The sequence below is a fragment of the Okeania sp. SIO2F5 genome (assembly GCF_010692685.1).
Lineage (GTDB): Bacteria > Cyanobacteriota > Cyanobacteriia > Cyanobacteriales > Microcoleaceae > Okeania > Okeania hirsuta.
Genome location: NZ_JAAHGU010000116.1, coordinates 1 through 23,353 on the forward strand (window position 1 = coordinate 1; position 23,353 = coordinate 23,353).

Annotated in this window: 21 protein-coding genes; 15 read left to right on the forward strand and 6 right to left on the reverse strand. The window is 35.1% G+C overall.

Annotation, left to right across the window (positions count from 1 at the left end):
* The 6 genes from F6K27_RS25315 to moaA form a co-directional block, all read left to right on the forward strand.
* On the forward strand, positions 1-1,037 hold a 1,037-nt coding region (locus F6K27_RS25315; protein WP_287278967.1), incomplete at its 5' end, for a transposase.
* An 8-nt stretch (positions 1,038-1,045) separates the two neighbouring features.
* The gene (locus tag F6K27_RS25320; protein ID WP_287284635.1) at positions 1,046-2,899 is read left to right on the forward strand and encodes a glycosyltransferase family 39 protein; all 1,854 of its coding nucleotides are present in this window, start codon (positions 1,046-1,048) and stop codon (positions 2,897-2,899) included.
* A 279-nt stretch (positions 2,900-3,178) separates the two neighbouring features.
* Positions 3,179-3,487: an HNH endonuclease gene (locus F6K27_RS25325; RefSeq protein ID WP_287278969.1), complete on the forward strand. Its 309-nt coding sequence runs from the start codon at positions 3,179-3,181 to the stop codon at positions 3,485-3,487.
* 60 nt (positions 3,488-3,547) lie between these two features.
* Complete coding sequence (locus F6K27_RS25330; RefSeq protein ID WP_287278970.1) at positions 3,548-4,573, forward strand: nucleotidyltransferase domain-containing protein; 1,026 nt, start codon at positions 3,548-3,550, stop codon at positions 4,571-4,573.
* A 150-nt stretch (positions 4,574-4,723) separates the two neighbouring features.
* Entirely contained in the window at positions 4,724-5,401 is a 678-nt protein-coding gene (locus F6K27_RS25335; RefSeq protein ID WP_287278971.1) for a hypothetical protein, read from the forward strand.
* Positions 5,402-5,815: 414 nt separating this feature from the next.
* Entirely contained in the window at positions 5,816-6,802 is a 987-nt protein-coding gene (gene moaA / locus F6K27_RS25340) for a GTP 3',8-cyclase MoaA (RefSeq protein ID WP_287278972.1), read from the forward strand.
* A gap of 691 nt (positions 6,803-7,493) precedes the next feature.
* Here moaA and rpsD read toward each other — a convergent pair.
* Positions 7,494-8,102: a 30S ribosomal protein S4 gene (gene rpsD / locus F6K27_RS25345; RefSeq protein WP_124146974.1), complete on the reverse strand. Its 609-nt coding sequence runs from the start codon at positions 8,100-8,102 to the stop codon at positions 7,494-7,496.
* Positions 8,103-8,213: 111 nt separating this feature from the next.
* Here rpsD and F6K27_RS25350 point away from each other — a divergent pair, with 111 nt between their 5' ends.
* A complete protein-coding gene (locus tag F6K27_RS25350; RefSeq protein ID WP_287278973.1) occupies positions 8,214-8,777 on the forward strand; it encodes a hypothetical protein in 564 nt (187 codons plus the stop codon).
* A 491-nt stretch (positions 8,778-9,268) separates the two neighbouring features.
* Positions 9,269-9,694, forward strand: a complete 426-nt coding sequence (locus tag F6K27_RS25355; protein WP_287244415.1) for a hypothetical protein — start codon at positions 9,269-9,271, stop codon at positions 9,692-9,694.
* A gap of 337 nt (positions 9,695-10,031) precedes the next feature.
* On the opposite strand, the gene F6K27_RS25360 is transcribed toward F6K27_RS25355, so the two are convergent.
* Both F6K27_RS25360 and F6K27_RS25365 read right to left on the reverse strand, forming a co-directional pair.
* Positions 10,032-10,244, reverse strand: a complete 213-nt coding sequence (locus tag F6K27_RS25360) for a hypothetical protein (RefSeq protein WP_124155199.1) — start codon at positions 10,242-10,244, stop codon at positions 10,032-10,034.
* Positions 10,234-11,367, reverse strand: coding sequence for a cob(I)yrinic acid a,c-diamide adenosyltransferase (locus tag F6K27_RS25365; RefSeq protein WP_287278982.1), 1,134 nt, complete (start codon positions 11,365-11,367; stop codon positions 10,234-10,236). Before F6K27_RS25365 ends, F6K27_RS25360 begins: the two co-directional genes overlap by 11 nt.
* A 689-nt stretch (positions 11,368-12,056) precedes the next feature.
* Here F6K27_RS25365 and fraC point away from each other — a divergent pair.
* From fraC to larE, 4 genes are all read left to right on the forward strand, one after another.
* Entirely contained in the window at positions 12,057-12,560 is a 504-nt protein-coding gene (fraC, locus tag F6K27_RS25370; protein WP_287278975.1) for a filament integrity protein FraC, read from the forward strand.
* On the forward strand, positions 12,557-13,579 hold the full coding sequence (locus F6K27_RS25375; protein ID WP_287278976.1) for a DUF5357 family protein: 1,023 nt from the start codon (positions 12,557-12,559) through the stop codon (positions 13,577-13,579). The genes fraC and F6K27_RS25375 overlap by 4 nt, the downstream gene beginning before the upstream one ends.
* Before the next feature lie 174 nt (positions 13,580-13,753).
* Positions 13,754-14,527, forward strand: coding sequence for an ABC transporter permease (locus F6K27_RS25380; protein ID WP_287278977.1), 774 nt, complete (start codon positions 13,754-13,756; stop codon positions 14,525-14,527).
* Between the two features lie 1,032 nt (positions 14,528-15,559).
* A complete protein-coding gene (larE, locus tag F6K27_RS25385) occupies positions 15,560-16,387 on the forward strand; it encodes an ATP-dependent sacrificial sulfur transferase LarE (protein ID WP_287278983.1) in 828 nt (275 codons plus the stop codon).
* A gap of 89 nt (positions 16,388-16,476) precedes the next feature.
* Here the strand turns inward: larE and F6K27_RS25390 are convergent, their stop codons facing one another.
* Positions 16,477-16,701 carry a hypothetical protein gene (locus F6K27_RS25390; protein ID WP_287278978.1) on the reverse strand — a complete coding sequence of 75 codons (225 nt, stop codon included), beginning with the start codon at positions 16,699-16,701 and terminating at the stop codon, positions 16,477-16,479.
* Positions 16,702-17,598: 897 nt separating this feature from the next.
* Between F6K27_RS25390 and F6K27_RS34020 the strand changes: the two genes are divergently transcribed.
* The 3 genes from F6K27_RS34020 (at position 17,599) to F6K27_RS25400 (ending at position 19,603) form a co-directional block, all read left to right on the forward strand.
* Entirely contained in the window at positions 17,599-17,964 is a 366-nt protein-coding gene (locus F6K27_RS34020; protein ID WP_338043247.1) for a hypothetical protein, read from the forward strand.
* Positions 17,965-18,099: 135 nt separating this feature from the next.
* The gene (locus F6K27_RS34025; RefSeq protein WP_338043248.1) at positions 18,100-18,276 is read left to right on the forward strand and encodes a hypothetical protein; all 177 of its coding nucleotides are present in this window, start codon (positions 18,100-18,102) and stop codon (positions 18,274-18,276) included.
* A 178-nt stretch (positions 18,277-18,454) separates the two neighbouring features.
* Positions 18,455-19,603 carry a histidinol-phosphate transaminase gene (locus tag F6K27_RS25400; protein ID WP_287278979.1) on the forward strand — a complete coding sequence of 383 codons (1,149 nt, stop codon included), beginning with the start codon at positions 18,455-18,457 and terminating at the stop codon, positions 19,601-19,603.
* Positions 19,604-20,125: 522 nt separating this feature from the next.
* On the opposite strand, the gene F6K27_RS25405 is transcribed toward F6K27_RS25400, so the two are convergent.
* Positions 20,126-20,698 carry a pentapeptide repeat-containing protein gene (locus F6K27_RS25405; protein WP_287278980.1) on the reverse strand — a complete coding sequence of 191 codons (573 nt, stop codon included), beginning with the start codon at positions 20,696-20,698 and terminating at the stop codon, positions 20,126-20,128.
* Between the two features lie 681 nt (positions 20,699-21,379).
* On the reverse strand, positions 21,380-22,885 hold the full coding sequence (locus F6K27_RS25410) for an S-layer homology domain-containing protein (RefSeq protein ID WP_287278981.1): 1,506 nt from the start codon (positions 22,883-22,885) through the stop codon (positions 21,380-21,382).
* Positions 22,886-23,353 lie beyond the last annotated feature (468 nt).

Consider the following 23,353-nt stretch of genomic DNA (forward strand, 5'->3'; position numbering starts at 1 on the left):
ATTATTACTCTCAAAAACGAGATTTAGTCAATACCAAAGATAAGTTTCCTGAATACAAGCTAATTCATTCTCAGGTATTACAAGACTGCACAAAACGGGTAAAACTTGCCTTTGATAGATGGTTTAAGGCAGACAAAAATGGAACTAGATTAGGGAAGCCAAGGTTGAAGGGAAAAGGACGTTATCGAAGCTTTTGCTATCCTCAAATCAAGCAAGACTGCATTGAAGGAAACAAGATAAACTTGCCCAAAATTGGTAAGGTAAAGTTGATTCAGCATCGACCAATACCAGAAGGATTTCAAATCAAAACTGTTACTATTAGTCGCAAAGCTGATGGTTATTATGTGACGCTATCCCTAGAAGATAAGTCGGTTCCTCAGTTCACAACTGAAGTTAAACCTACCTCAGAAAATACTTTGGGGATAGATATGGGGTTAAAAGACTTTTTGGTAACAAGTAACGGAGAGTCGGTTCCCATTCCTCAATATTATCGCTCATCTCAGAAGCGATTAAAGACTCTACAAAAACGCTTATCTCGTAAAAAGAAAGGTAGCAAAAGACAGTTAAAAGCTGTCAAAGCTGTGGCTAAACAACATAAAAAAGTAGCTGACAAGCGTAAAGACTTTCACTTCAAAACAGCCAATGAATTATTATCAAAAGCTGAAGTTATCGCCCATGAAAACTTAAATATTAAAGGGCTAGCAAAAACCCGTTTGAGTAAATCAATTAATGATGCTGGATGGGGACAATTCTTATCTATTTTAACTGTCAAAGCTGGAAATGCTGGACAAAAGACTATAGCTGTGAACCCCAAAAATACTAGCCAAGATTGCTCAAATTGTGGAGAAAAAGTCCCTAAAGAATTAGACATACGAACTCATTCTTGTCCGCATTGTGGCATAGTAATAGACCGCGACTTAAATGCGGCGATAAATATCAAAAATAGGGCGGTAGGGCATTCCGTCCTTAAAGCTCGTGGAGCCCGACGGGATACCGGGGCTAGGAAACGAGAAGTCCATACTATAGCGTCAGCTTAGCGTGGGAGATGTCACTCAAAAGAATGAGAAATGATCGAGTTAACCAAAATCATCAGAGGTGGTTGCATCTAATACTGCTATGTAGTTGGATACTTCTAGGTATTGCTCTGCGTTGGACAAACTTAGCTGACAAGTCTGCCTCATCTATCGAAATTGCTACATTGGGTTATAGTCTGGGTCATAGCTTTTTTGACCTACCTTTAGATCAAGTTATTAGTCTAGACCAATTGCTGTCACCCTTACAATTTGAGTCAACTTCTACTCCTACCGATGTCATTGATCATCTACTGGGTGAAGATAATCATCCTCCACTCTATTTTGTACTAAATCATTTGTGGTTTAAATTATTCACCACTGACGGAGAATTGGTTTCTCTTTGGGTAGGGCGATCGCTCAGTGCTATTTTTGGTGTAATTGCTATTCCGGCAATTTTTGGCTTGGGTTGCTTGGCGTTTTCTCCATTAATAGGTCATATAGCAGCAGCATTAATGGCAATTTCTCCTTATGGCATTTACCTCGCCCAAGAATCTCGTCATTACACTTTAACTATTTTATGGATTATTGCTTCTGTAACTTGTTTGACAGCAATAATGCCTTATCTCCAAAAACGCAAGATATTTCCAATATGGCTGGGGTTGCTTTGGGTTATAATTAATAGTTTGGGAATTTCCACTCACTATTTTTTTGCCTTGGCGTTGACTGCGGAGGGATTAGTTATTGCTTGGTTTTGGTTGAGAGATATTCAAAACCTATTTCAACGTTATTGGTGGCGAATTTATTTGGTTGCTCTGGGAACGTTTATTAGTTGTTTGGTTTGGTTGCCTATTATGGGTGGTATTGGCAATAGTCAACTTACTGACTGGATATCAACTAGCTTTGAGCTTGATGAAATTTGGCATCCTATCCCTCGTTTATTGGGTTGGGTATTGACAATGGTATGGCTTTTGCCCATTGAAGGGACAAGTTTATTTGTGACTATTTTATCTGGAGTGACACTTTTGATTATGTTGGTTTGGGTTGCTCCTGGTTTATGGCAAGGTGGGAAAGCACAGATGAATGATATTGATAACCGTTTATCTTTTCAGGTTTTTCTCGGTTTTTTCGTAGGAGCGATCGCTTTATTTTTACTTATTATTTACGGTATGGGAAAAGATTTATCTCTTGCTGCTCGTTATCATTTTGTTTATTTTCCTATTGTCATTATTTTATTAGCTGCAATATTGGGAAAATGTTGGGATAATTTGGAAAATCAGGCAGAGGAGGAAAATGTTTTTTCTGAGAAGGAGAAAAATTTTCAATTTTTCCAGTTAAGAAATTTTTTACAGAGGTTGGGAAGTGGGAAAACAAAAGAGGAAGGAGCAACGAAAAAATATTTAATTTTGGCAAATTTAAAACTGATTAATAAAAGAGTTGTGGTTGTTGTTTTGTTAATGGGTTTATGCGGTGGATTAACTGTGGTCAGTAATTATGGTTATCAAAAGTCACGGCGTGCAGATATTTTAGTTGAGGCTATTAAAACACAGTCTAAAAATCCGTCTTTAATTGCTACAACTTATCAAACTCATGCTGAAATTCGGGCTTTAGTTGCACTTGGTCTGGAATTTAAACGTCAAGAAGATAGCATCAATATCTCTAGCTTTTTTCAACCTCAATTTTTATTAATGAAAAGACAGAAAGAGCAAAGATTAATTCCTGATTCAGCTTTGGCTAAATTCCTATCTCAAACACGACGACCTCTAGATTTATGGGCAGTTAATTTGAAAGTGGAGGGAAGTGATTTAGAAACTTTCAATTGTCTGAAATATTCTAATTCTCTACCTAAAATAAATGGTTATCGTTATAAGTTGTATCATTGTCGTTAAAATTTGATTTTTTTGTTGGATAGAGCAGTGGGTTAAAAGATTAATATATGCTTTTTAAATACTATATTTTTCTGCAAAATTATCCATTAAAACTAACGCTCAAAGGTAAACTTATTGTTATATTTATTGGTTATAAACTTTTGAACGAAGGGATTTTTATAAGCCTAAAAAGGCGGTGCGTTTTAACTATAAATTAGACATTAAGTCTAAATATTAAAAATCTCATGTTAGTATTACTTATTCAAACCTTCATCCAAATCAATACAGCAAATATCATAAATGGCTAGGGAATCAATATCAACTAATACGAAACGAAAGTTATGGTCTCAGTGCGGAGGATTTTGTCAAAACCCTAGTTGTAATAAGTACCTGTTTTCGGATATTGGAGATGAATCTGTCAGTATAGCCAATGCTGCTCATATTATTGGGGCAGGAAATACTGGACCTCGCTCAGAACACGCACTAGCTGATTCTATACAAAAGAATGGTACGTCTAACTTAATTATGCTTTGTCTTGATTGTCATAAGATGATAGATGAACTTGAGGATAAATATTCAGTCGAAAAAATATCCGAATGGAAAGAGTAACACTCTAGTAAAATCCAAGCACTTTTTAAGACTCTAGTAACCACTGATGAAAATGAGATTTTGAGAGAAGTAAATGACCTTTTAGAAGAAAATAGGTCTATTTTTGAGGAATATGATCCATTTTCAGAACAGGCAACAAAAGGAAATTCAGGCGATGTGAAAAAAGTATGGAAGAAAAGATGTCTTGACACAATTTTACCTAATAATCAAAAAATTATTGATTTAATTGAAGGGAATAAACGCAATTTTAAATATCCTTGGGAGCTTTATAGACAAATGCTTCGATATAAAATTCATGCGGATTCTTTCAAAGAAAATTGTCTTTTTGAAGAGAAGGTAAACGATTACAAACTTTTTCCACGAGAGTTCGATCATTTTGTGAAAAATAAATTAGGAATACAAACGCAAGATTTAGAAGTTAGAGGGGAAGAGGAAATAGAGTACAGAAAATATACTATATCCAAATATATAAATGAGTATTTAGCAAATCATTCATTTATCAAAGAAATGAATGCTTTAAATAGGGCAATATTCAAAGTTATTTTAAGTGATGAAAGGGAACTAAAAGTATTTGTTACTAATACCTATTACTTTACTGAATATACACTTGAAAAGATTCAATCAGTCGATCCAAATATAGACGCTATTATTTGCTCTCATCCCTATTCTAATTATTCTATAAGTGCTAAAAAAGAATGTATCAATAGTAATATTGGTCTTTTTATGCTCAGAGAATTCATGGGAGCAATTCGTTATCAAGGGGAAAAATATTTTAACTATTTGCTTAAGGATGAGAAAGCAAGCAGGATAAGTAGATTATCATCTGCATTGAAAAAAAGTGAAATTCTTAAATGTAATTGTAAAGTTTATCTTTTCGGTTCTTATCTTAGGCAGAAAATATTTAATGACATAGATATAATATTAGTTGATCCTGATAAGAATGCAATGAGTGGAATTGAACTTATAAAAAATGAAATAAATAAATATTTTCAAGGAAGTGAAATTAAAATAGATTTTACTATTTGCTCGGAAAATGAATTATCAAAAATGGAACTTATTTATGATAATCGAGAGCAGATTCTTTAGGTTTGCAGTAATAAAAGATTGATAATTTCATGCTATATTTTGGCATGAGTAACTCGTAAAAATCCCCTTGTCTAGCTACTGGTGAACGGGGCGTTACAAAATTTAGATTATGTCGCCAAAATTTCACGCTCCTAAATTAGTAACTTTAATATGATTTATTTATCTCCCAAAAAAACCATTATATTTCTGATATTTATTGTTATTGGCTTAACTATTGCCAGTATTACCGGGCAGTTTTTTCAATATTATGGTTTCTCTAATTCTACCGAATTGATTGATAAATTTAATGTAGATGGAGAATATACCATTCCTTCATTATTTTCATCTTTTAGTTTATTTTTTTGCTGTGTCATTCTGGGAATAATTTCTCATAAAAAATGGCAACAGAAGGATAAATATCTTTGGAAGTGGATAGGTCTATCTGTCATATTTTTCTATCTAGGACTTGATGAAACAATTAGCTTGCACGAACAACTAATTCATCCTTTGCGAGATATGCTGAATGCGACGGGAATATTTTATTACACTTGGGTAATTCCAGGATTAATATTAGTTATGACTGTTCTATTCATTTATCTAAAATTTCTTCAGTCTCTGCCTAGAAAAATAAAATATCTATTTTTTCTCGCTGGAATATTTTATGTTGGAGGTGGAATAGGGATGGAAATGGTTGGTGGATATTACGCTTATTTGTATGATACTAATAACTTTTTTTATGAAATCTTGGTAACGATTGAAGAGTTTTTTGAAATGTTAGGAGTTGTTGTCTTTATTTATGCACTTTTGTGCTATTGCAGGGAACAGGCAATAGTCGAGAGGCAACAGTAAGAAAAATATTTTCCTACCTAAACTTCATCAAAAGAATCTGTTTTAATAATGCTCAGATATTTATCTATGCAACTTACTGAAATTTAGAATCCAAATTCTATAGCAAGGAACGAGTTGGTGTTTGACTTATGTTGATGATGAACTGTAAGACACAAGAGATACTTTACTTTTCTCACAGATGAGCTGTTGCTTTCCTGAACTATTCCCTGCTATAGCTTTTTTCCGTCTTTAACTCTGACTATGTCATTAAAATATTTTATAGGAGATATATCTTAGGCTAAAAAGATAAATTCAGACCTAAAAACTGCTATTAAAGCCATTCATTCTGACTCCTGACTCCTGACTCCTGACTCCTAAGAAATATCTTAGCTATTCAGTATAATATCAAATTGTATTCCATACAATATTTTTAACATGAATAAAGTTGATTATTTAAGAATTAGTCTGATAGATCGTTGCAATTTTAGGTGTCAATACTGTATGCCAGAAGGTGCAGAAATTAACTATGTATTACAACAAAACTTACTAACTCATAATGAATTATTAACTCTACTAAAAGAAGTTTTTATTCCTGTAGGTTTTACTCGGTTTCGATTAACCGGAGGCGAGCCTTTATTACGTCCTGGTGTGATAGATTTAGTAGAAGCGATCGCCTCTTTCCCAGAGACCCAAGACCTATCAATGACCACCAATGGATTTTTGTTGGCGGGTATGGCAAAAGATTTATATAAAGCTGGCTTGAGAAGAGTTAATATTAGTTTAGATTCTCTAGACTCAGATACTTTTAATATAATTATTGGTAATCGGGGTCGTAGTCGTTGGCAACTGGTTTGGAATGGCATTCAAGCTGCTTATGATGTAGGTTTTGACCCTTTAAAAATAAATGTAGTGGTAATTCCTGGGGTTAACGACCATGAAGTTTTAGACTTAGCAGCTTTAACTATTGACCGTAATTGGCACGTTAGATTTATTGAATTTATGCCCATTGGTAACGATAAATTATTTGACGATCGAGGTTGGATATCTTCAGAAGAGTTACGGCAAAAAATTAGGAAACGATGGGGGTTGACAGAATCTTCTGTTAAAGGAAATGGCCCTGCCGATGTATTTCAGATTCCTGGAGCAAAGGGGACACTGGGATTTATTAGTCAGATGTCAGAATGTTTTTGCGATCGCTGTAATAGAATGCGTCTCTCAGCAGATGGATGGTTAAGACCTTGCCTTTTGAATGAAATGGGTCAAATAGATTTAAAAAGTGCGCTGCGTAGTGGGGTTTCTGTTGAGGAGTTACGGCAGCAGGTAGAATATTTGTTGGGTATTAAACCAGAAATTAATTTTAAACAAAGAGAGTCTGGCACTACTGGAAGTTATGGTCGAACTATGTCACAAATTGGTGGTTGAAATCAGTTATCAGTTATCAGTTATCAGTTATCAACGGGAGTGCTTAAAATTGTTTGGGGTTATAAGACACGAAATGATCGGTCGTTGACTATCATCAGCAATTTTTCCTTCTGCCTTCTGTCTTCTTCAATATTATCAAAATAATTGGGTCTAAAACCCAGCCTTTTGAGGCGAAATGTTTTTGGAGAGTTGTTCAAAATCCCAGTTACCAAAAAAAATTCTGACTCTTAATTTTTGACTTTTGACTTCTAACTTCATTAACCCCGCCTAAAAATAAACTAAACGGGGTTTAGTTGAGTAAATCAAAAATTAAGATAAAAAACTATAGCAAAGAACGAGTTAATTAGGGCTTACCGATCAAATCTAAAAGCATTGACATCTAAAGACTTTAGGCTTTTTGGAGTCTTTAAAAAGTGCCTGGTTTTCAGCTCTTGACGCTCATGCATGAAGCGTATTTTAGGCAAGAGCATGACAGAAAAATTAAGGAACAATTCTTACTCCTACCTCCTCGCTCATTGCCCGTTTTTCCTGTCTCCTGTCTCCAGTATAGCTGTCTCCTACCCCTACTAAAAGACTTTTTCAGCAAACCCTAATTAGGACATAGACTGATAATAAACCAAAGAAGGGAAAATGTTTTTCCTACTGTTCCCTGTTCCCTGTTCTCTGTTCCCTGTTCCCTGATATAAAATCTCTATGCTTGTCTGGAGTAATATTCCACAACTAATAGTTCGTTAATTTGAAGTGCCACCCACTCCCGTTCCACAATACTATTAACCTTACCAACAAGTTTATTTTTATCAAATTCTAAATGGCTAGGAATATTAGCTAAACCAGGATATTGAAGATTAGTTTTTACCAATTCCTGAGATGCCTCTTTTTGCCTAACACTAATTACCTCTCCTGGTTTACACTGATAACTAGCAATACTAACAACTTTACCATTTACTGTTACATGACCATGATTAACTAGCTGTCGTGCTGAGGGAATAGTTGGTGCCATTCCTAAACGAAATACAGTATTATCTAAACGCATTTCTAGTAGTTGCAATAATACTTGTCCTGTGGAACCTGCTGCACGACGAGCTTTTTTTACATAACGTAGGAGTTGCCGTTCTCTCAGACCATAATTATAAAGCAGTTTTTGCTTTTCTTCTAGTCGAATTGCATACTCTGAGCGCTTTCTGCGATTTTGACCATGTTGACCAGGGGGATAAGCACGTCTGGGACTTTTGCGAGTCAGTCCTGGTAAGTCACCAAGACGACGCGCTATTCTTAAGCGTGGACCTCTATATCGAGACATATAATTTCCTCATTAACATCAAATTTAACCACAATCTTATATTATATACTATTTAACCAAGGCTTTGTCAATTGACCTTTCTTGAATAGTAAACCTATTGATTTATTTATTATGCCTAATATTTCTAACATTAACTTTTCTAATTTATTCCTTAAGAAGTTTTCTCTATCTATTAAATTCTTTCATTGGCGCTGGATTTATTTATTAGGAGTTTTTAGTTATGGCCTGTTGATAGTTAATCCGGAATTAGCAACAGCTCAAGCAAATAAAAAATCTTTTAAAATTTGCTCTGAAGAATTGCTAAGTGTGGGTTTATCTGAAGCAGAAGTAGCTAATGCTTGTGGTGCAGCTCTCAAACCCAGAGGTTTATCAGGATGCGTTACAAAAATATATGATAGTACAACAGAAGAACTTTCAGCAGAAGATATTCTATTTAATTGTCAACGAGTTAGAAGAGTTGATGAGTTGGGCACTTGTGTAGAAACAATTAATAAATCAATTAGAGATAAGTCTAATCAAGCTGCTATTTTAGAAAGTTGTCGTCTTAGTTTACTTCCCGAACGTTTTTCTTTTTGTGTGGTTGGTTTAAGTACTAATGTTGGATTAACTACAGAAGAATTATTATCTAATTGTCTCAATCCTGATGAAGAAATCAGCGATATTTCTCCAGATTGAAGAAGGAAGTCTGAGTTTTAAGCTTTCGATCTTTCCTAACCTTTCCTTCGACTGCTATATTTATATTTTTTGTTTTTTGGCGATTGCTAAACTATTGAATGACAAATATTTTAAATTCTTCAGTTTTGATTTTCAGACCTTAATTCAGCAACGCCTTTTTTATTGATTTATTTAAGGAATAAGATATTTTAAACCTTAATTATTAGGTAATTACTGTATATATTTTTGAACTTGTAAGGCAAGTTTTAGGCAGGATGAACTTCTCTAAATTATAGCAAGGAACTACTGGGTATTTGACATATACTAGTGATGAACTTTAGACAGAGAAAAATTATACTAATTCATAAGCATTATACTTCTCTGTAGGGATGTTGCATGCAACGTCCCTACCTACTCCCCCGCTCCCCCTCTCCCCTACTCCCCCACTTGGTTGCTACTTTTAGAAAGTGCTGTTAAGATCCCTTAATCAAAAGCTACTTTACTGAAAAACAATGAAAAAACATCATATTATGGCCAGTGTCTTGTCTACTGTAGCGATCGCTGGTGGTGTACTTTTTTCTAGTACCGCAGAAGCTTGTATTTTCAGCAACAAGGGTCAAGATTCGATGTCGAAAACATCATTAGTTTCACTAAACTCTTGGTTAAGCAAAAATTTTCCCGGCAAGTCTGACTTTGCTATTGCTGGTATTGCTGCTGGTACAGTAGGTTTAATGGGATTAGGTGCTTTTTCTGCTAGTCGTTATATTACTCGTAAAGCAGAAGCTGATGTTGATGCTGGCGATGAGTTTATGGAAGTACCAGCAGAAGAAACAGTTGTTCAACAACATCCTGAAGCACCTGGTGGCGAGCTAGACTTAGTTGAAGATAATAAAGTTGTACCTGAGCAAGCTGAAAAAGAAATTTCTCTCGTCAAATAATTTTCTTGCCATAGGACAAAAATAATTTTCTGTAGGACTTCCAGTTACTCAAAGCTGGGAGTTTTTTGATTTTTTAATTAGGGTGTGCTGAATAAAGTCTTTTTGCTGGGGTAGGAGACAGGAGACAACCCACCCCTAACCCCTCCCAGAAGGGGAGAAATGGGAATGTAGAGGAGGTAGGAGTAAGAATTTTCCCAAGATTTTTCTGTCCAACTATGCGCCTAAAATACGCTCCTTTTTGGGCGTGAAGAGCTGAAAACCAGGTACTTTTTAAAGGCTCCAAAAAGGCACTTGTCTTTATATGTGAATGCTTTTAGATTTAATCAGCAAACCCTAACTAGCTATTAGCTTGAGCGCATTTCCCTACCAGAATGCTATGCAAACAACTATCAGCTTGTAGGGGCGAATAGCCATTTGCTCCTACTTGGGTAAAATATCCCCAGTTTCTATAAACCGGAAGGTGCGCGGAGGGGTAACATTCCCCTTCTAAACGTTTACTGCTGACTGATGACTGCTGACGACTGACTACTGACCGCTTTTTAAAAATCAACTCCACGTTTTAACTCCACCCCATGATTAGCATAATGTTTATGACAGAAAACCTCTGAATGAACGCTAGCCAAATCAAAATATGCTGGTGGATTAAGACAACGACCAGTAATAATTACCTCCGTATCTTTTGGTTTGCGTAATAAAGCTTCAACTATTGGCTCTACTTCTAATAATTCTAAATCTACAGTAGGATTAAGTTCATCTAAAATAATAGTCTTATATAAACCAGAAGCTATAGCTGCCCTAGCTATTTCCCAACCCCTTTCTGCTTCGACAAAATCTATTTCTTTTTGTTGTCCTCGCCACACAATAGCATCTCCACCACAACGTTGATGATCCACTAAATTTGGGTAGCTTTGACGTAAAGCGGCGATCGCTGCATCTTCTGTATAACCAATACCTCCTTTGAGCCATTGTATAATTAGGACTCGATGAGATTGGTCTTGACTAATACCCCTACCTATGGCCTGTAATGCTTTACCCAAAGCGCTAGTAGACTTACCCTTACCAGCACCAGTATAAATTTCAATCCCTGTAATATTATGAGCTTGAGCAGTTGGATGTTGATGGGGTTTCATTTCTGAATGTAAGTCGGCAATGTCCAACAAAGCTTGAGGAGCTGCACGACCTGTTGCAATAATTTCTAACTGTTCTGGTTTATCCTTTATAGTGTGAAGGACTTCATCCACTGGTAATAGACCTAAGTCCAAAACTGGATTTAGTTCGTCCAAGACCACAACTGAATATAAGTCAGAAGCGATCGCTCCTTTGGCCACATCCCAACCTCGTTGGGCTTCTTGACGGTCAAATGTAATAATTTCATTCTGGCCAAAATATTCACTTCTACCAGTGCGTACTTGGTCTATTAGATGAGGAAAGCCTTTCTGTAAGGCTTCTATGGCAGCATCTTCATCATAAGAGCGGTCAGGACCTTTGAGAAATCTCAGTAGTAATACTCTAGTTAGAGAGTCAGAATGTATCCCTAGACCTATGGAACGTAAAACTACTCCTAATGCTGCTTGAGATTTACCTTTGCTGGAGCCATCGTAAACATGAATTTGTCCCACAATTCTTTCTGACATGGCTTGTGCAGTGCGTATGCCAATCCCGTTTCTTCTCATAGGTCTCATAAGTAAGTATTTATCTATTAAATTGGTAATTATTTTTTTAATAGTAATTCTGTATTGGACAAAAATTACAAGTTAACTGTCACGACCGGGGAATAAGGAAGGAGGAATAGACAATATTAGAGTTTATCTAAAGCAACTTACCTTTTTGTTATTGATTACTTTCATCATTGTGTAAGTTAACTAATTGAAATTTATATTAGAGCAATTAACATTTTTTAATACCACGAGCAGAATTTATATCTACTTAACTTAGATAATATCTAAATAATATCAAAATTCAGACCGACTGAATTATATTTTATTTACCGAAAAATTCAGGTATAAAGCCTCTCCATTCATGGAGAAAAAAGCGGTCGATCTTCGGAGCTTACCGTAGGGTGGGATGGCAAGGAAACCTACGCCATAACCATGAGACCAAGATAAAAAAAAATCCTTTGACCCCATCCTCTTAATTTATAAGAAGAGTTCATTAATGGATAATTGATAATGGATAATTGATAATTACCTCTGGTTAAAACCGTTACGGAATTGAATATAAGGAAATATTATTTCTTTTTTTTCCCTTAAAAGGGGAGGCTTTCAACCAGAATTATTTAATTATTAATTAGTTAATTATTCGGTAATTCTAAATTCGCGCATTCTAAATTCTAAATTATTGAATTTGTCCCCAAAAATTAGCTATGAACTTAACTATTTTGCCTTTGAGGGCTATTGTCTCTAGCTCTTTAATATTATTATTAGTAATTGCCATTGAATCATTTTTTTTTCAATACCGACTTAAATTCATTCCAAAAGTTAGTGTTCAGTATGCAACTGTAATGAATTTAATTTCTACCTGTATAGGGTGGATATTCTTTTTTTATGCAGTAAGTATTGTGCCAAATATATGGGAAAAAGAAGTCGTAGCTTATATTTTATTTGGTAAAATTGGCACAATTTATCCTATATTTATACTTTTCATATTTCTTAGTTTTTTGCTTTCTCTAATTGTGAAGTTTATCAGTTTGAATTGGTGTGAAAATTTATGGAATGAAAAATATAAAAATAGTGGTGCTAGTATGAATTTATCACAAGCATTAAGACAATTAAGAACGCCAAGGTTTTTGGTGATTACACTGGCTCATATTTGCAGTCATTTAGCAATAGTATTTATTTTATTTATGCAGAGGTTTGAATTAACATGAAAGAAATTTGGAAAAGTTTTACCGATCTGTTTAAAGGTATTACTGACATTTTAAAGAATCTACTAAATTTATTACTTCCTCCTAAGTTCTGGCATTGGCAAACATTTTTATTGTTGAGCGGAATGTTATTACTGGTGTCAATAGCTGTGTCTGAAATTGATAGTAATAGGGAAGTAGAAGTTGATTTTATCTCTGTTTTAAGCTGGTTATTTTTAACATTTGCTGTCGGATGGTTGACAACTCAGAAACCATTTGTATTTCGAGGTATCAGTTTAAGTCCCTGGATTACAGCAGGGCTAATTTGCTTTCTTTTATATGAAAAATTAGAGAGCAATTTGAAGTATGTAGCTATAGTGTCTTGGCCAATAATTGCTGTGTGCATAGCAGCGATAATTTTAGTATTGAATATTCCGGAAGAATTGACAGACCAAAAAGTTAATGTATTATCAAAGCCTAGTTTTGTCATTTTAATTTTGGTAAATTTTTTGGTTAGTTGTTGGTTGGGATTATACTTTATGATTCAGGAAATAGTAGAACAATATCCCACAATGGGAGAAGATGATTTGAGTAAAAGTACATTTGTTTATCGACTGATAACGCCCTCAATAAATGATTATAGAGGTACAAAAATTCTGAATTTAATGCAAGAGAAATTGAACAATGAGTTAGCAACTCAAAGAGTGGATTTATCAGTACCTAATATGAAGTTGAAACTGCAAAATATTAAAGATGAAGTGACTAAAGAAATATCTGAAGTTAAAGAAGATGATTTCTGGAAGTTACAAACGCCAATAGTTGCTAATCAGTCTGGATATCAGTTAGATTTACAATTATTTTGGGAAGGAATTACAGCAAAAGATGAAAGTTATTATCTGAGTAAAAGTTGTAAAATTGAAGAAAGAGTAGGTCAAAGAAGTTATGGTAATACTTCACAAAATGCAGCAGTACCAATTAGAGTTGGAAATATTGAATGTGGTGCTGTAGAAAAGAAACTTGTTAAAGCAGAAAACCAGTCTTGAAGAAGGAAGAAGGAAGAAGGAAGAAGGAAGAAAAAATGAATGGGGACTCAAACCCCAACCAATTGTTAATACCCTGTAGACGGTAGAGTATTAAACCCAAAATAATAAAGATTAAGATGTGAAAAAAAATTAGAGATAAAAAATAAGTGGAAATAGGAGGTTAGGAAACATTTTATGAATTTAGGGAGAATTCTGGCAATTTCTCAAAATGTATTTTGGGAAGTAATTCGCGATCGCGTCCTTTATTTAATTGTTGTTTTTACTTTATTAATGGTTGCTGCTATTAGATTAATTCCAGAATTATCTATAGGTACGGAGGATAAAATAATCTTAGATTTTGGGTTAGCAGTTATTAGTGTTTTAGGTTTGATAGTGACGGTTTTTATTGGCACTGCTTTGGTGAATAAAGAAATTGAAAAACGTACTGTTTATGTTTTGATTGCTAAACCATTAAGTCGTTCGGAATTAATTATTGGTAAATATATTGGTTTATCAGCAGTTTTGGCTGTTTTATTGTTGACTATGACAATAATATATGGATTAATTCTGAATCTAAGTGGTATTTCATATCCTATAGTTAGTATTTTAGTAGCAGTAATATTTATTTTTATTCAGTTATCTTTACTTACTGCAGTAGCAATTTTATTTGGTGTATTTACCAGTTCTCTATTAGCGACATTATTTACATTTGGCGTTTATTTAATGGGGAATTTAAGTAGAGATTTAGTTAAATTGGGTGAGTTAAGTGATAATCCTGGAATTAGAAAGTTAATGATGGGATTATATATAGTATTGCCAGATTTAAGCAGATTAGATTTGAAAAATGATGCTGTATATGGTCTACTGCCAAGTATAGCTACTTTAGTTACTAATTTTGGTTATGCTTTGCTTTATACAATGTTGCTTTTATCTATTACTATAGCTATTTTTGCTAGGCGAGAGTTTTGAATTTAAAAAAGTTTTAGGTGCTAGGTTTGAGGTTGTCGCTGAGAAAGTTTGAGCTAATATTTATACAATTTTTCTAGTGTTGGAGGTACAAAATTTTAGGAATTTAGGGAGTAGGAAGTAGGGGGTAGGGAAAAGAGATTAATTTTAAAACTGTACCTCACTATCTGGGCAAAGTGTTCTAATTTCAAGAATCGTAGGAAATTGAGAATTTTCCCAGAAAATCTGACTAGGGAAACTTGCATTTGAAAATGGTATTAGAAAAAATAATTTGTCTGGTTTTTCTCAAGTCAATTAACTAGAGGAAGCTTTGAGGTTGTAGGTGAGAAAAGTTGGGTAATAGTTAATTCTAGGAATGGCAGTTAATTGAGAGTTTCCCCAGAAAATCTGACTAGGGAAACTTGCATTTGAAAATGGTATTAGAAAAAATAATTTGTCTGGTTTTTCTCAAGTCAATTAACTAGAGGAAGCTTTGAGGTTGTAGGTGAGAAAAGTTGGGTAATAGTTAATTCTAGGAATGGCAGTTAATTGAGAGTTTCCCCAGAAAATCTGACTAGGGTAATCTTGATTTGAAAATGGTATTAGAAAAAATAATTTGCATGTTTTTTCTTAAGTCAATTAACTAGAGGAAGCTTTGAGGTTGTAGGTGAGAAAAGTTGGGTAATAGTTAATTCTAGGAATGGCAGTTAATTGAGAGTTTCCCCAGAAAATCTGACTAGGGTAATCTTGATTTGAAAATGGTATTAGAAAAAATAATTTGCATGTTTTTTCTTAAGTCAATTAACTAGAGGAAGCTTTGAGGTTGTACAAAAAACTGAGTAATAAGTGATCAATAAAAATAGTAGCTGTATTTCCACCGCACCCTACTAGCATCTATAGCAACTTCCATTACTACTCTTGACTTATGGAATCTCTAAAATAACAGAATATCTAATATGTCTTCTTCCTTCTTCCTTCTTCCCTCTTCCTTGTGTAATTGCTATAATCAATAATAATTAAATTAACAACAGTAAAAATCAATAAATAGAGAAAATGATGTTAACAAAAAAACTCAAAGAACTGAAAACAATATTTTCAGAAATGGAGAAAGCTTTGATTGCTTACTCCGGCGGAATAGATAGCACTTTAGTAGCAAAAGTTGCTTATGATGTATTGGGAAATAAAGCTTTAGCTATAACTGCTATTTCTCCCTCTTTATTACCTGAAGATTTAGAAGATGCTCGTATTCAAGCAGCAGTAATTGGTATTTCTCATGAAGAGGTAGAAACTAATGAAATGGAGAATCCTAATTATACTTCTAATCCAATAAATCGTTGCTACTTTTGTAAAAGCGAATTGCATGATACTCTCAAACCTTTGGCTTTAAAGCGGGGTTATTCTTATGTAGTAGATGGGGTAAATGCAGATGATTTACGAGATTATCGTCCTGGTATTCAAGCAGCAAAAGAAAGAGGAGCTAGATCGCCTTTAGCAGAATTAGGAATTAGTAAGTTTGAAGTTAGACAACTTGCTAAAGAATTGGGTTTGCCTTGGTGGGATAAACCAGCTCAACCTTGTTTAAGTTCCCGTTTTCCTTATGGGGAAGAAATTACTTTTGAAAAGTTACAAAGAGTTGGTCGTGGGGAAAGATATTTGCGAGATTTGGGATTAAAAAATTTACGAGTCCGTTCGGAAAAAGATACTGCCAGAATTGAACTTCCGCCAGAACAAATCAAAGAATTTGTGTTGACAATAAATTTACCTCAGTTGGTAGAAAGATTTAAAGAGTTTGGGTTTATTTATGTCACTTTAGATTTAGAAGGATACCGGAGTGGGAAGTTAAATCAGGTTTTGTCACCGGAGGTATTGGGAGGAAAAGTTTAGGGTAGATTTCCGAGAAATTAAATTATTTCCATAATTAGGCGAATAGTGGCCACACTTGCTCCGCCAATATTATATTTGCTCTTTATGTCCTAAGCACCTTGGGGACTGCTATATCTACTTCCTTTCTCTATTGCGTATATCGCAATAGTCAAATCATTTTCTGAAGCGCATAACTTTAGAGTTTGCAGTAGAAAAATATCTAACTCCCCTTCTATTGCGTATGCCACAATAGTCAAATCATTTTGTGAAGCGCATAATTTTCGAGTGTGTCGTAGAGAAATATCTACTTCCCCTCTGTGTTGCGTATGCCACAATAGTCAAATCATTTTGTGAAGCGCATAACTTCCGAGTGTGTCGTAGAGAAATATCTACTTCCCCTCTGTGTTGCGTATGTCGCAATAGTCAAATCATTTTGTGAAGCGCATAACTTCCGGTGCGTAGTAGAGAAATATCTACTTCCCCCTCTGTGTTGCGTATGCCGCAATAGTCAAATCATTTTGTGAAGCGCATAACTTCCGAGTGTGTTGTAGAAAAATATCTACTTCCCCCTCTGTGTTGCGTATGCCGCAATAGTCAAATCATTTTGTGAAGCGCATAACTTCCGAGTGTGTCGTAGAGAAATATCTACTTCCCCTCTGTGTTGCGTATGTCGCAATAGTCAAATTATTTTGTGAAGCGCATAACTTCCGAGTGTGTCGTAGAGAAATATCTACTTCCCCCTCTGTGTTGCGTATGCCGCAATAGTCAAATCATTTTGTGAAGCGCATAACTTCCGAGTGTGTAGTAGAGAAATATCTACTTCCCCCTCTGTGTTGCGTATGCCGCAATAGTCAAATCATTTTGTGAAGCGCATAACTTCCGAGTGTGTAGTAGAGAAATATCTACTTCCCCTCTGTGTTGCGTATATCGCAATAGTCAAATCATTTTGTGAAGCGCATAACCTCCGAGTGTGTAGTAGAAAAATATCTACTTCCCCCTCTGTGTTGCGTATGCCGCAATAGTCAAATCATTTTGTGAAGCACCAAAATTTGAGGGATGTAGTGGGATCTAATACCAATTTGGAAAAAGAATGTTACGAATAATAAGAGTCATTAAAATACTTTATAGGAGATATCCATTGGACAAAAAAGATAAATTGTGACCTAATAAATAGTATCAAAGCGATTTATTCTGACTCCTGACTCCTGACTTCTGACTCCTAAAAAATAACTATGACAATTAAACTAGAAAAAATAGTACCTTGGGGTCGAAATCTTGACGAATATATTTCTATGTTCAACCTTACCCCAGAAGAGAAGAAATTAAAAATTCTCGACTGTGCATCAGGACCATCAAGTTTTAATTATGAAATGACTTTTCAAAGATATAATGTCATTTCCTGCGACCCAATATATCAGTTTAGTGCTGATGAAATTTCTCAACGTATTCAGGAAATTTCTCAAAATATGATTGACCAAGTACAGGCAAATTATGATACTTTTGTTTGGCAAAATCTACAGTCGCCAGAAAATCTACTAAAGGTCATAATGGCAACAATGGAAAAATTTTTATTAGATTTTTCTGATGGGTTTCAGTAAAAACGTTATTTAACTGCTGAATTGCCGAAACTTCCTTTTAATAATCACAAATTTGATTTAGCTTTATGCAACCATTTTCTATTTTTATATTCTGAGCATCTCTCAGCATAATTTCATCTAGAATCAATTTTAGAAATGTGTCGAGTTGCCAAACAAGTACGAATTTTTCCTTTGCTTAAACTTTCTGGAGAAATTTCATCATTATTAACACCAATAATTGAAAATTTAACAACTCAAGGATATAAAGCAGAAACTAAACAAGTAACTTATGAATTTCAGAAAGAAGGCAATCAAATGTTGCAAATATTTTGAAGAAGGAAGGAAGAAAAAATGGATGGGGACTCAAACCCCGACCAATTCTAAACACCACGGGTGACAGTTAGGTATTAAACCCAAAATAAAAAGATAATTGATGAAGGAATAATTCAAGAATTAACTATAATGAATAACATCCTCATAATTAGGATGCAAAAATAACTCCAAAAAATTTATGCTACCTTTTATTCGTTCAGACCTTAGTAATCTTAAAGCTTATACACCTCATCCTGGTGGCAGTTCAGAAATTCCTTTAGATAGACTAGATACTAATGAATGTCCTTATGATTTACCAGATAATTTAAAACAAAAGTTAGCTGCAAATTATCAAGAATTAATTGAAACAAACCGTTATCCAGATGGCAGTCATTTCAAGCTTAAAGAAGCTATAGCTCAATATGTAAATGAAGCAACTCCATCAGCTAATATTTCTGCCGATAATATTTCCGTTGGTAATGGCTCAGATGAGTTAATTCGTTCTATTTTAATTGCTACTTGTTTAGGGGGAGAAGGTTCGATTTTAACTGCTACTCCTACTTTTTCTATGTATTCTATTCTTGCCAAAACTCTTGGTATTCCCATAGTCAATGTTGGTAGAAATGAGGAAAATTTTGAAATAGATATTTCTGCAGCTCAAGATGCTATTAATCAAAGAAAAAATTCCACTATAAAAGTAGTATTTGTTGTTAATCCAAACTCTCCTACAGCTAATGCTTTAACTACTACAGAATTAGAATGGTTGCTTAGTTTGCCTGAAGAAATTATGGTAGTAATTGATGAAGCCTATTTTGAGTTTAGTCAGACTACTGTAGCTGAACAATTAAATCAACATCCTAATTGGGTAATTTTAAGAACATTTTCTAAAGCTTTTAGATTAGCTTCACTCCGGGTAGGATACGCGATCGCTGATCCAGAAGTTATTATTAATTTGGAAAAAGTTCGCCTTCCTTACAACTTACCAAGTTTTTCTCAAGCTGCGGCTAAATTAGTTCTTGCCCACAGACAAGATGTACTATCTTTTATACCAGAAATTGTGACACAAAGAGCTAAGTTATTTGATAGTTTTGCGGAAATTTCAGCTCTACAAGTTTGGGAAAGTACGGCTAATTTCTTTTATGCCAGACTTACAGATAAAGGGTTGAGTTTATTAGGAGAAAAACTGTCTCAGGAAGAAGGTTTAAATAATTTGATGCAGCAACTTAAAAATCATGGGACTTTAATTCGTCATACAGGTGGTGGTTTAAGAATTACGGTAGGAACTCCTGAAGAAAATCAGCGTACAATTGAGAGAATTAAAGGTATTTTTTCAACAATTAATAATTAATAATTAATAATTAATAATTAGGGCTTGCTGATTAAATCTAAAAGCATTGACATATAAAGGTTGAGCGCATTTTTTAGTTAAAAAAAGTCCAAGCTTAATGGTCCTAATGGTTCAAAAAATTAGCATCTTAGGCAATTGTCTTAACATCAAGTCATTTCAGTTATCAGTTAGCCTCCTAAGGCGGGAACTGCGTTAACAGTACCTCTAGCTGAAGCCTGATGCTTGAAATATGGAATATTCTCTTTTCTCTTAGTCCATTGGATATGGCGCAGGTTTCCTGCCGCATCTCACCCTTCGGGAAGCTCCCCTTTTTCCTACGGAATGCTTCCCTACGGGATGCTGCGCAAACGCAAACATGTCGCGCAGCGTTAACGGAGTTGTGCGCCAGCAAAACGACTGCTTTTTATCCTCTCAAAAGGGGAGGTTATTGACCAGAATTTTTCGGTCATTATGTTTCAAAATTGTAACTATAGTCGGCAGAATGAGTATGAAGAGTTAATCGGTTAGTTATGGATAAATTTCTCACTCATGTACCGTAGTATCAGGCATTATTGCGCCATGCAAATTTGTATGAGTTAGGTCTACATTCTTTAAATCAGCTTCAGTTAAGTCAGCTTGACTTAGAGATGCCTTATATAAATTGGCCTTGCGCAAAGATGCTTTTTTGAGATTTGCTCCACTTAATGAAGCCAAACGCAGGTCTGTCTCTCGTAACGAAGCGCCCTCTAAACAAGCCTCTCGCAAAGAAGCTTCCCGAAAATCTGCCTCACGAAAGTCAGCCCCACTTAAATTTGCTTTAGTTAAGTCTGCTCTGTAAAAGTCTGCTTCACGAAATTCTGCCGACCCTTTAACTTGAGCCTCACTTAGATCTGCATCTATCAATGAAGCACGATTCATTCTAACGTCAGTTAAGTCTGCTCCTCTGAGGTTAGCTCCTCGTAGGTCTGCTTTTTCGAGAGAAGCTTTTTTTAAGCAAGCATTCCGTAAACATATTCTGTGTAAATTAGCTCTCTCTAGGTTAGCTTTCCGCAAATCTACTCCTGTGAAGTCAATTTCTCCATTATTGTAGCGTTCAATTAATTCTTTTGAATCCATCTTAATATCCTCAATTACTTTAAAGAAAAATATTCACTTAATCAACTAATTAAGTCAACTAAATTACCTAATTATTATTTTTATTAGGTTGGCTACCTGTCCAGAGTCAAGTTTTTATTTACTGATAACTTATACCATGGGTTAAAAATAATTTTACAAATGCTGTAGGAAAGGAATCAGGAATAACCGAAGTTGAAATAAGTAAGAACAAAACCAATAATAATATATTTTCTCGCTCAATTAGATAAATAAGTTTTGAGAAAAACAGAGCAATTCTAATACCAAAATTATCTATATGTTTTTAGAGGCAACATTGATCGCGCCTGGTATAGCGCTGTGCGCAGGCAACAGGCAATAGGCGAAATAAAAAACCTATAATATAAGATTTTAGCTATTGGACACCTCTTGTAATTTGTAAGTATGCCAGCGCACAGCGCACATTGCTATATGATCAATGAATAGTAATATTATATCCCTTTAATACCGTTCAGGAAAAACTTCCTTCTTCTTCCCTCCTGACTCCTTATTTATAAGTATTCAACCGGACATGATATAACATTGCAGCCGATCTAAACTTTCTATTTAGCAACCCGGTCTCTAGGAGAAACCGGGTGTTTTAGACATTGATTATTTAGGGTAAATATTTAGAGAAAAACTGTTCATCAAAAAAGACAGCCGATTTTAATTTTTCGGAGTCACAATATATTCTGATGAAACCTGTTCTACCCTTCCTAATCTTACTAAAGCCTGATAAAACATCGCTGTAACTTCAGCACGAGTAGCAGGTTTATTTGGATTCAAAATTTTTACATCTGGATGATTTACTACCAATCCAGTTGCAGTAGCTGCTGCTACTTTTTCCTTAGCCCAATCAGGTATTTTTTCTTTGTCTTGATAAATACTTAAAACCTGATCAGGATTTGATGGAATTTCCAGATTTAAGCCACTAGCTAAAGCAACTAATACCTGTAATCTTGGTACTTCTTGTTCTGGACGAAAAATATTTCCTGGATACCCACTCAAAAAACCAGATTTAGTAGCTGTTTGAATTTCTTTTTGAGTCGGTGAATCTGCTGGTACATCCTTATAGTTAACAGCACTTTCTGTTAATTTTTCCTCAAATACTTTAGGAATTTGAGTAGCAAATTCGGCTCGAGTTACAGGTTTATCTGCCTCGAATTTATCGTTATCAACCTTAGCAATAATATCACGTTCTTTCAAAGGTTGAATGAAATTACTGGCCCAAAAATTATCTGGAACATCAGAAAATTTAATTTTGCCAATAGGAGATATTTCAGGAGATGGCGCTGCTGTACCGACTAACGGAATTTCAGAAGTTTCTGCTTTTGGAGAAGGAGAAGTTGCTGTTTCACTCGCCCCTGGTGACTCAGAAGTTTCTGCTTCTGGAGAAGGAGAGTCTGCCGTGGATGAGTCAGAAGTTTCTGCTTTTGGAGAAGGAGAAGTTGCTGTTTCACTCGCCCCTGGTGACTCAAAAGTTACCTGCTCTGGAGAAGGAGAATCTGCCGTGGATGAGTCAGAAGTTTCTGCTTTTGGAGAAGGAGAAGTTGCTGTTTCACTCACCCCTGGTGACTCAAAAGTTACCTGCTCTGGAGAAGGAGAATCTGTCGTGGGTGACTCTGTTGTTAAACTAGGAATAGGAGGGGCCAGAGGCAAAGGTGCAGTTGCCATTGGAGATCCAGGTAAGATACTTCCAATACCTAATGTGGCCAAACCCTTTCCAACTTGTGGGACTTTTGTAGATTTGGCTAATTCTAGTGTTGTCTCAGCCTCAGTATTGGCTCGAGCCAAACCTTTAAAACTTGTCTCTAACTGCTCAAAAGTATTAGTAATAGGAGTCAGAGTAGCCAAACTTGTTTCTAACTCTTCAGAAGTAGAAAGTGCTTGACCAAAATTTGATTCTGGTTCGCCAGTCAGCGTATTAAGTTGTGGTGTGCCTAAGCTAAAAATTGACTCCTCTGTACTAACATCTGGACTATCAACTATTTCAGATTTAGGTAAAGAAAGAATAGGTTTGGAGAATAGATTAAACCCATCATTCCCTCTAGTCGTTGTCCAGAAAAATACACTGCCAAGAGTCGCTAAGGCTACAAATATTGCAATCCACTCATCACGTTCCACTGGCCTTGACCGTGAAGGTGGGTTCGGAGGTATATTTGTCATTGTCATAGCTATATAGTGACAGCTCTAGATTAGACTACCATTAGGGATAAAAGGAAGATTATCGCTGCGCTCTAAGTCAGAAATAGGAAGTCAGAAGTCAGAAGTTTTTTTCTATAGACATCTCCAGAAAAGAGGGAACAGGGAACAGGGAACAGGGAACAGGGAGAAGTAATTGATAAGAATTGATTTTATTTTTGATTTTCACTCCTATGTCTTATGATAATTTTCGGTAATAAAATCTGGTAGTCCTAAAAAGGAAAGGATGAAGCTATAGGTAACGAGGCATTGTAATGATGGATGAAATGCTAGATAGTCCCTATATGATTTTCCAGCTTTTTGGAAAAAGATATAGCAATGAGCGCTGGCATCTTTACATATTACATAAATATTGATAATGTAACATAAAAGTAACTGTATGAGCTGTATTTTTCATAAATTAGGCGATCGCTAAAGGTTAAAGTTTTAAGGATGCGT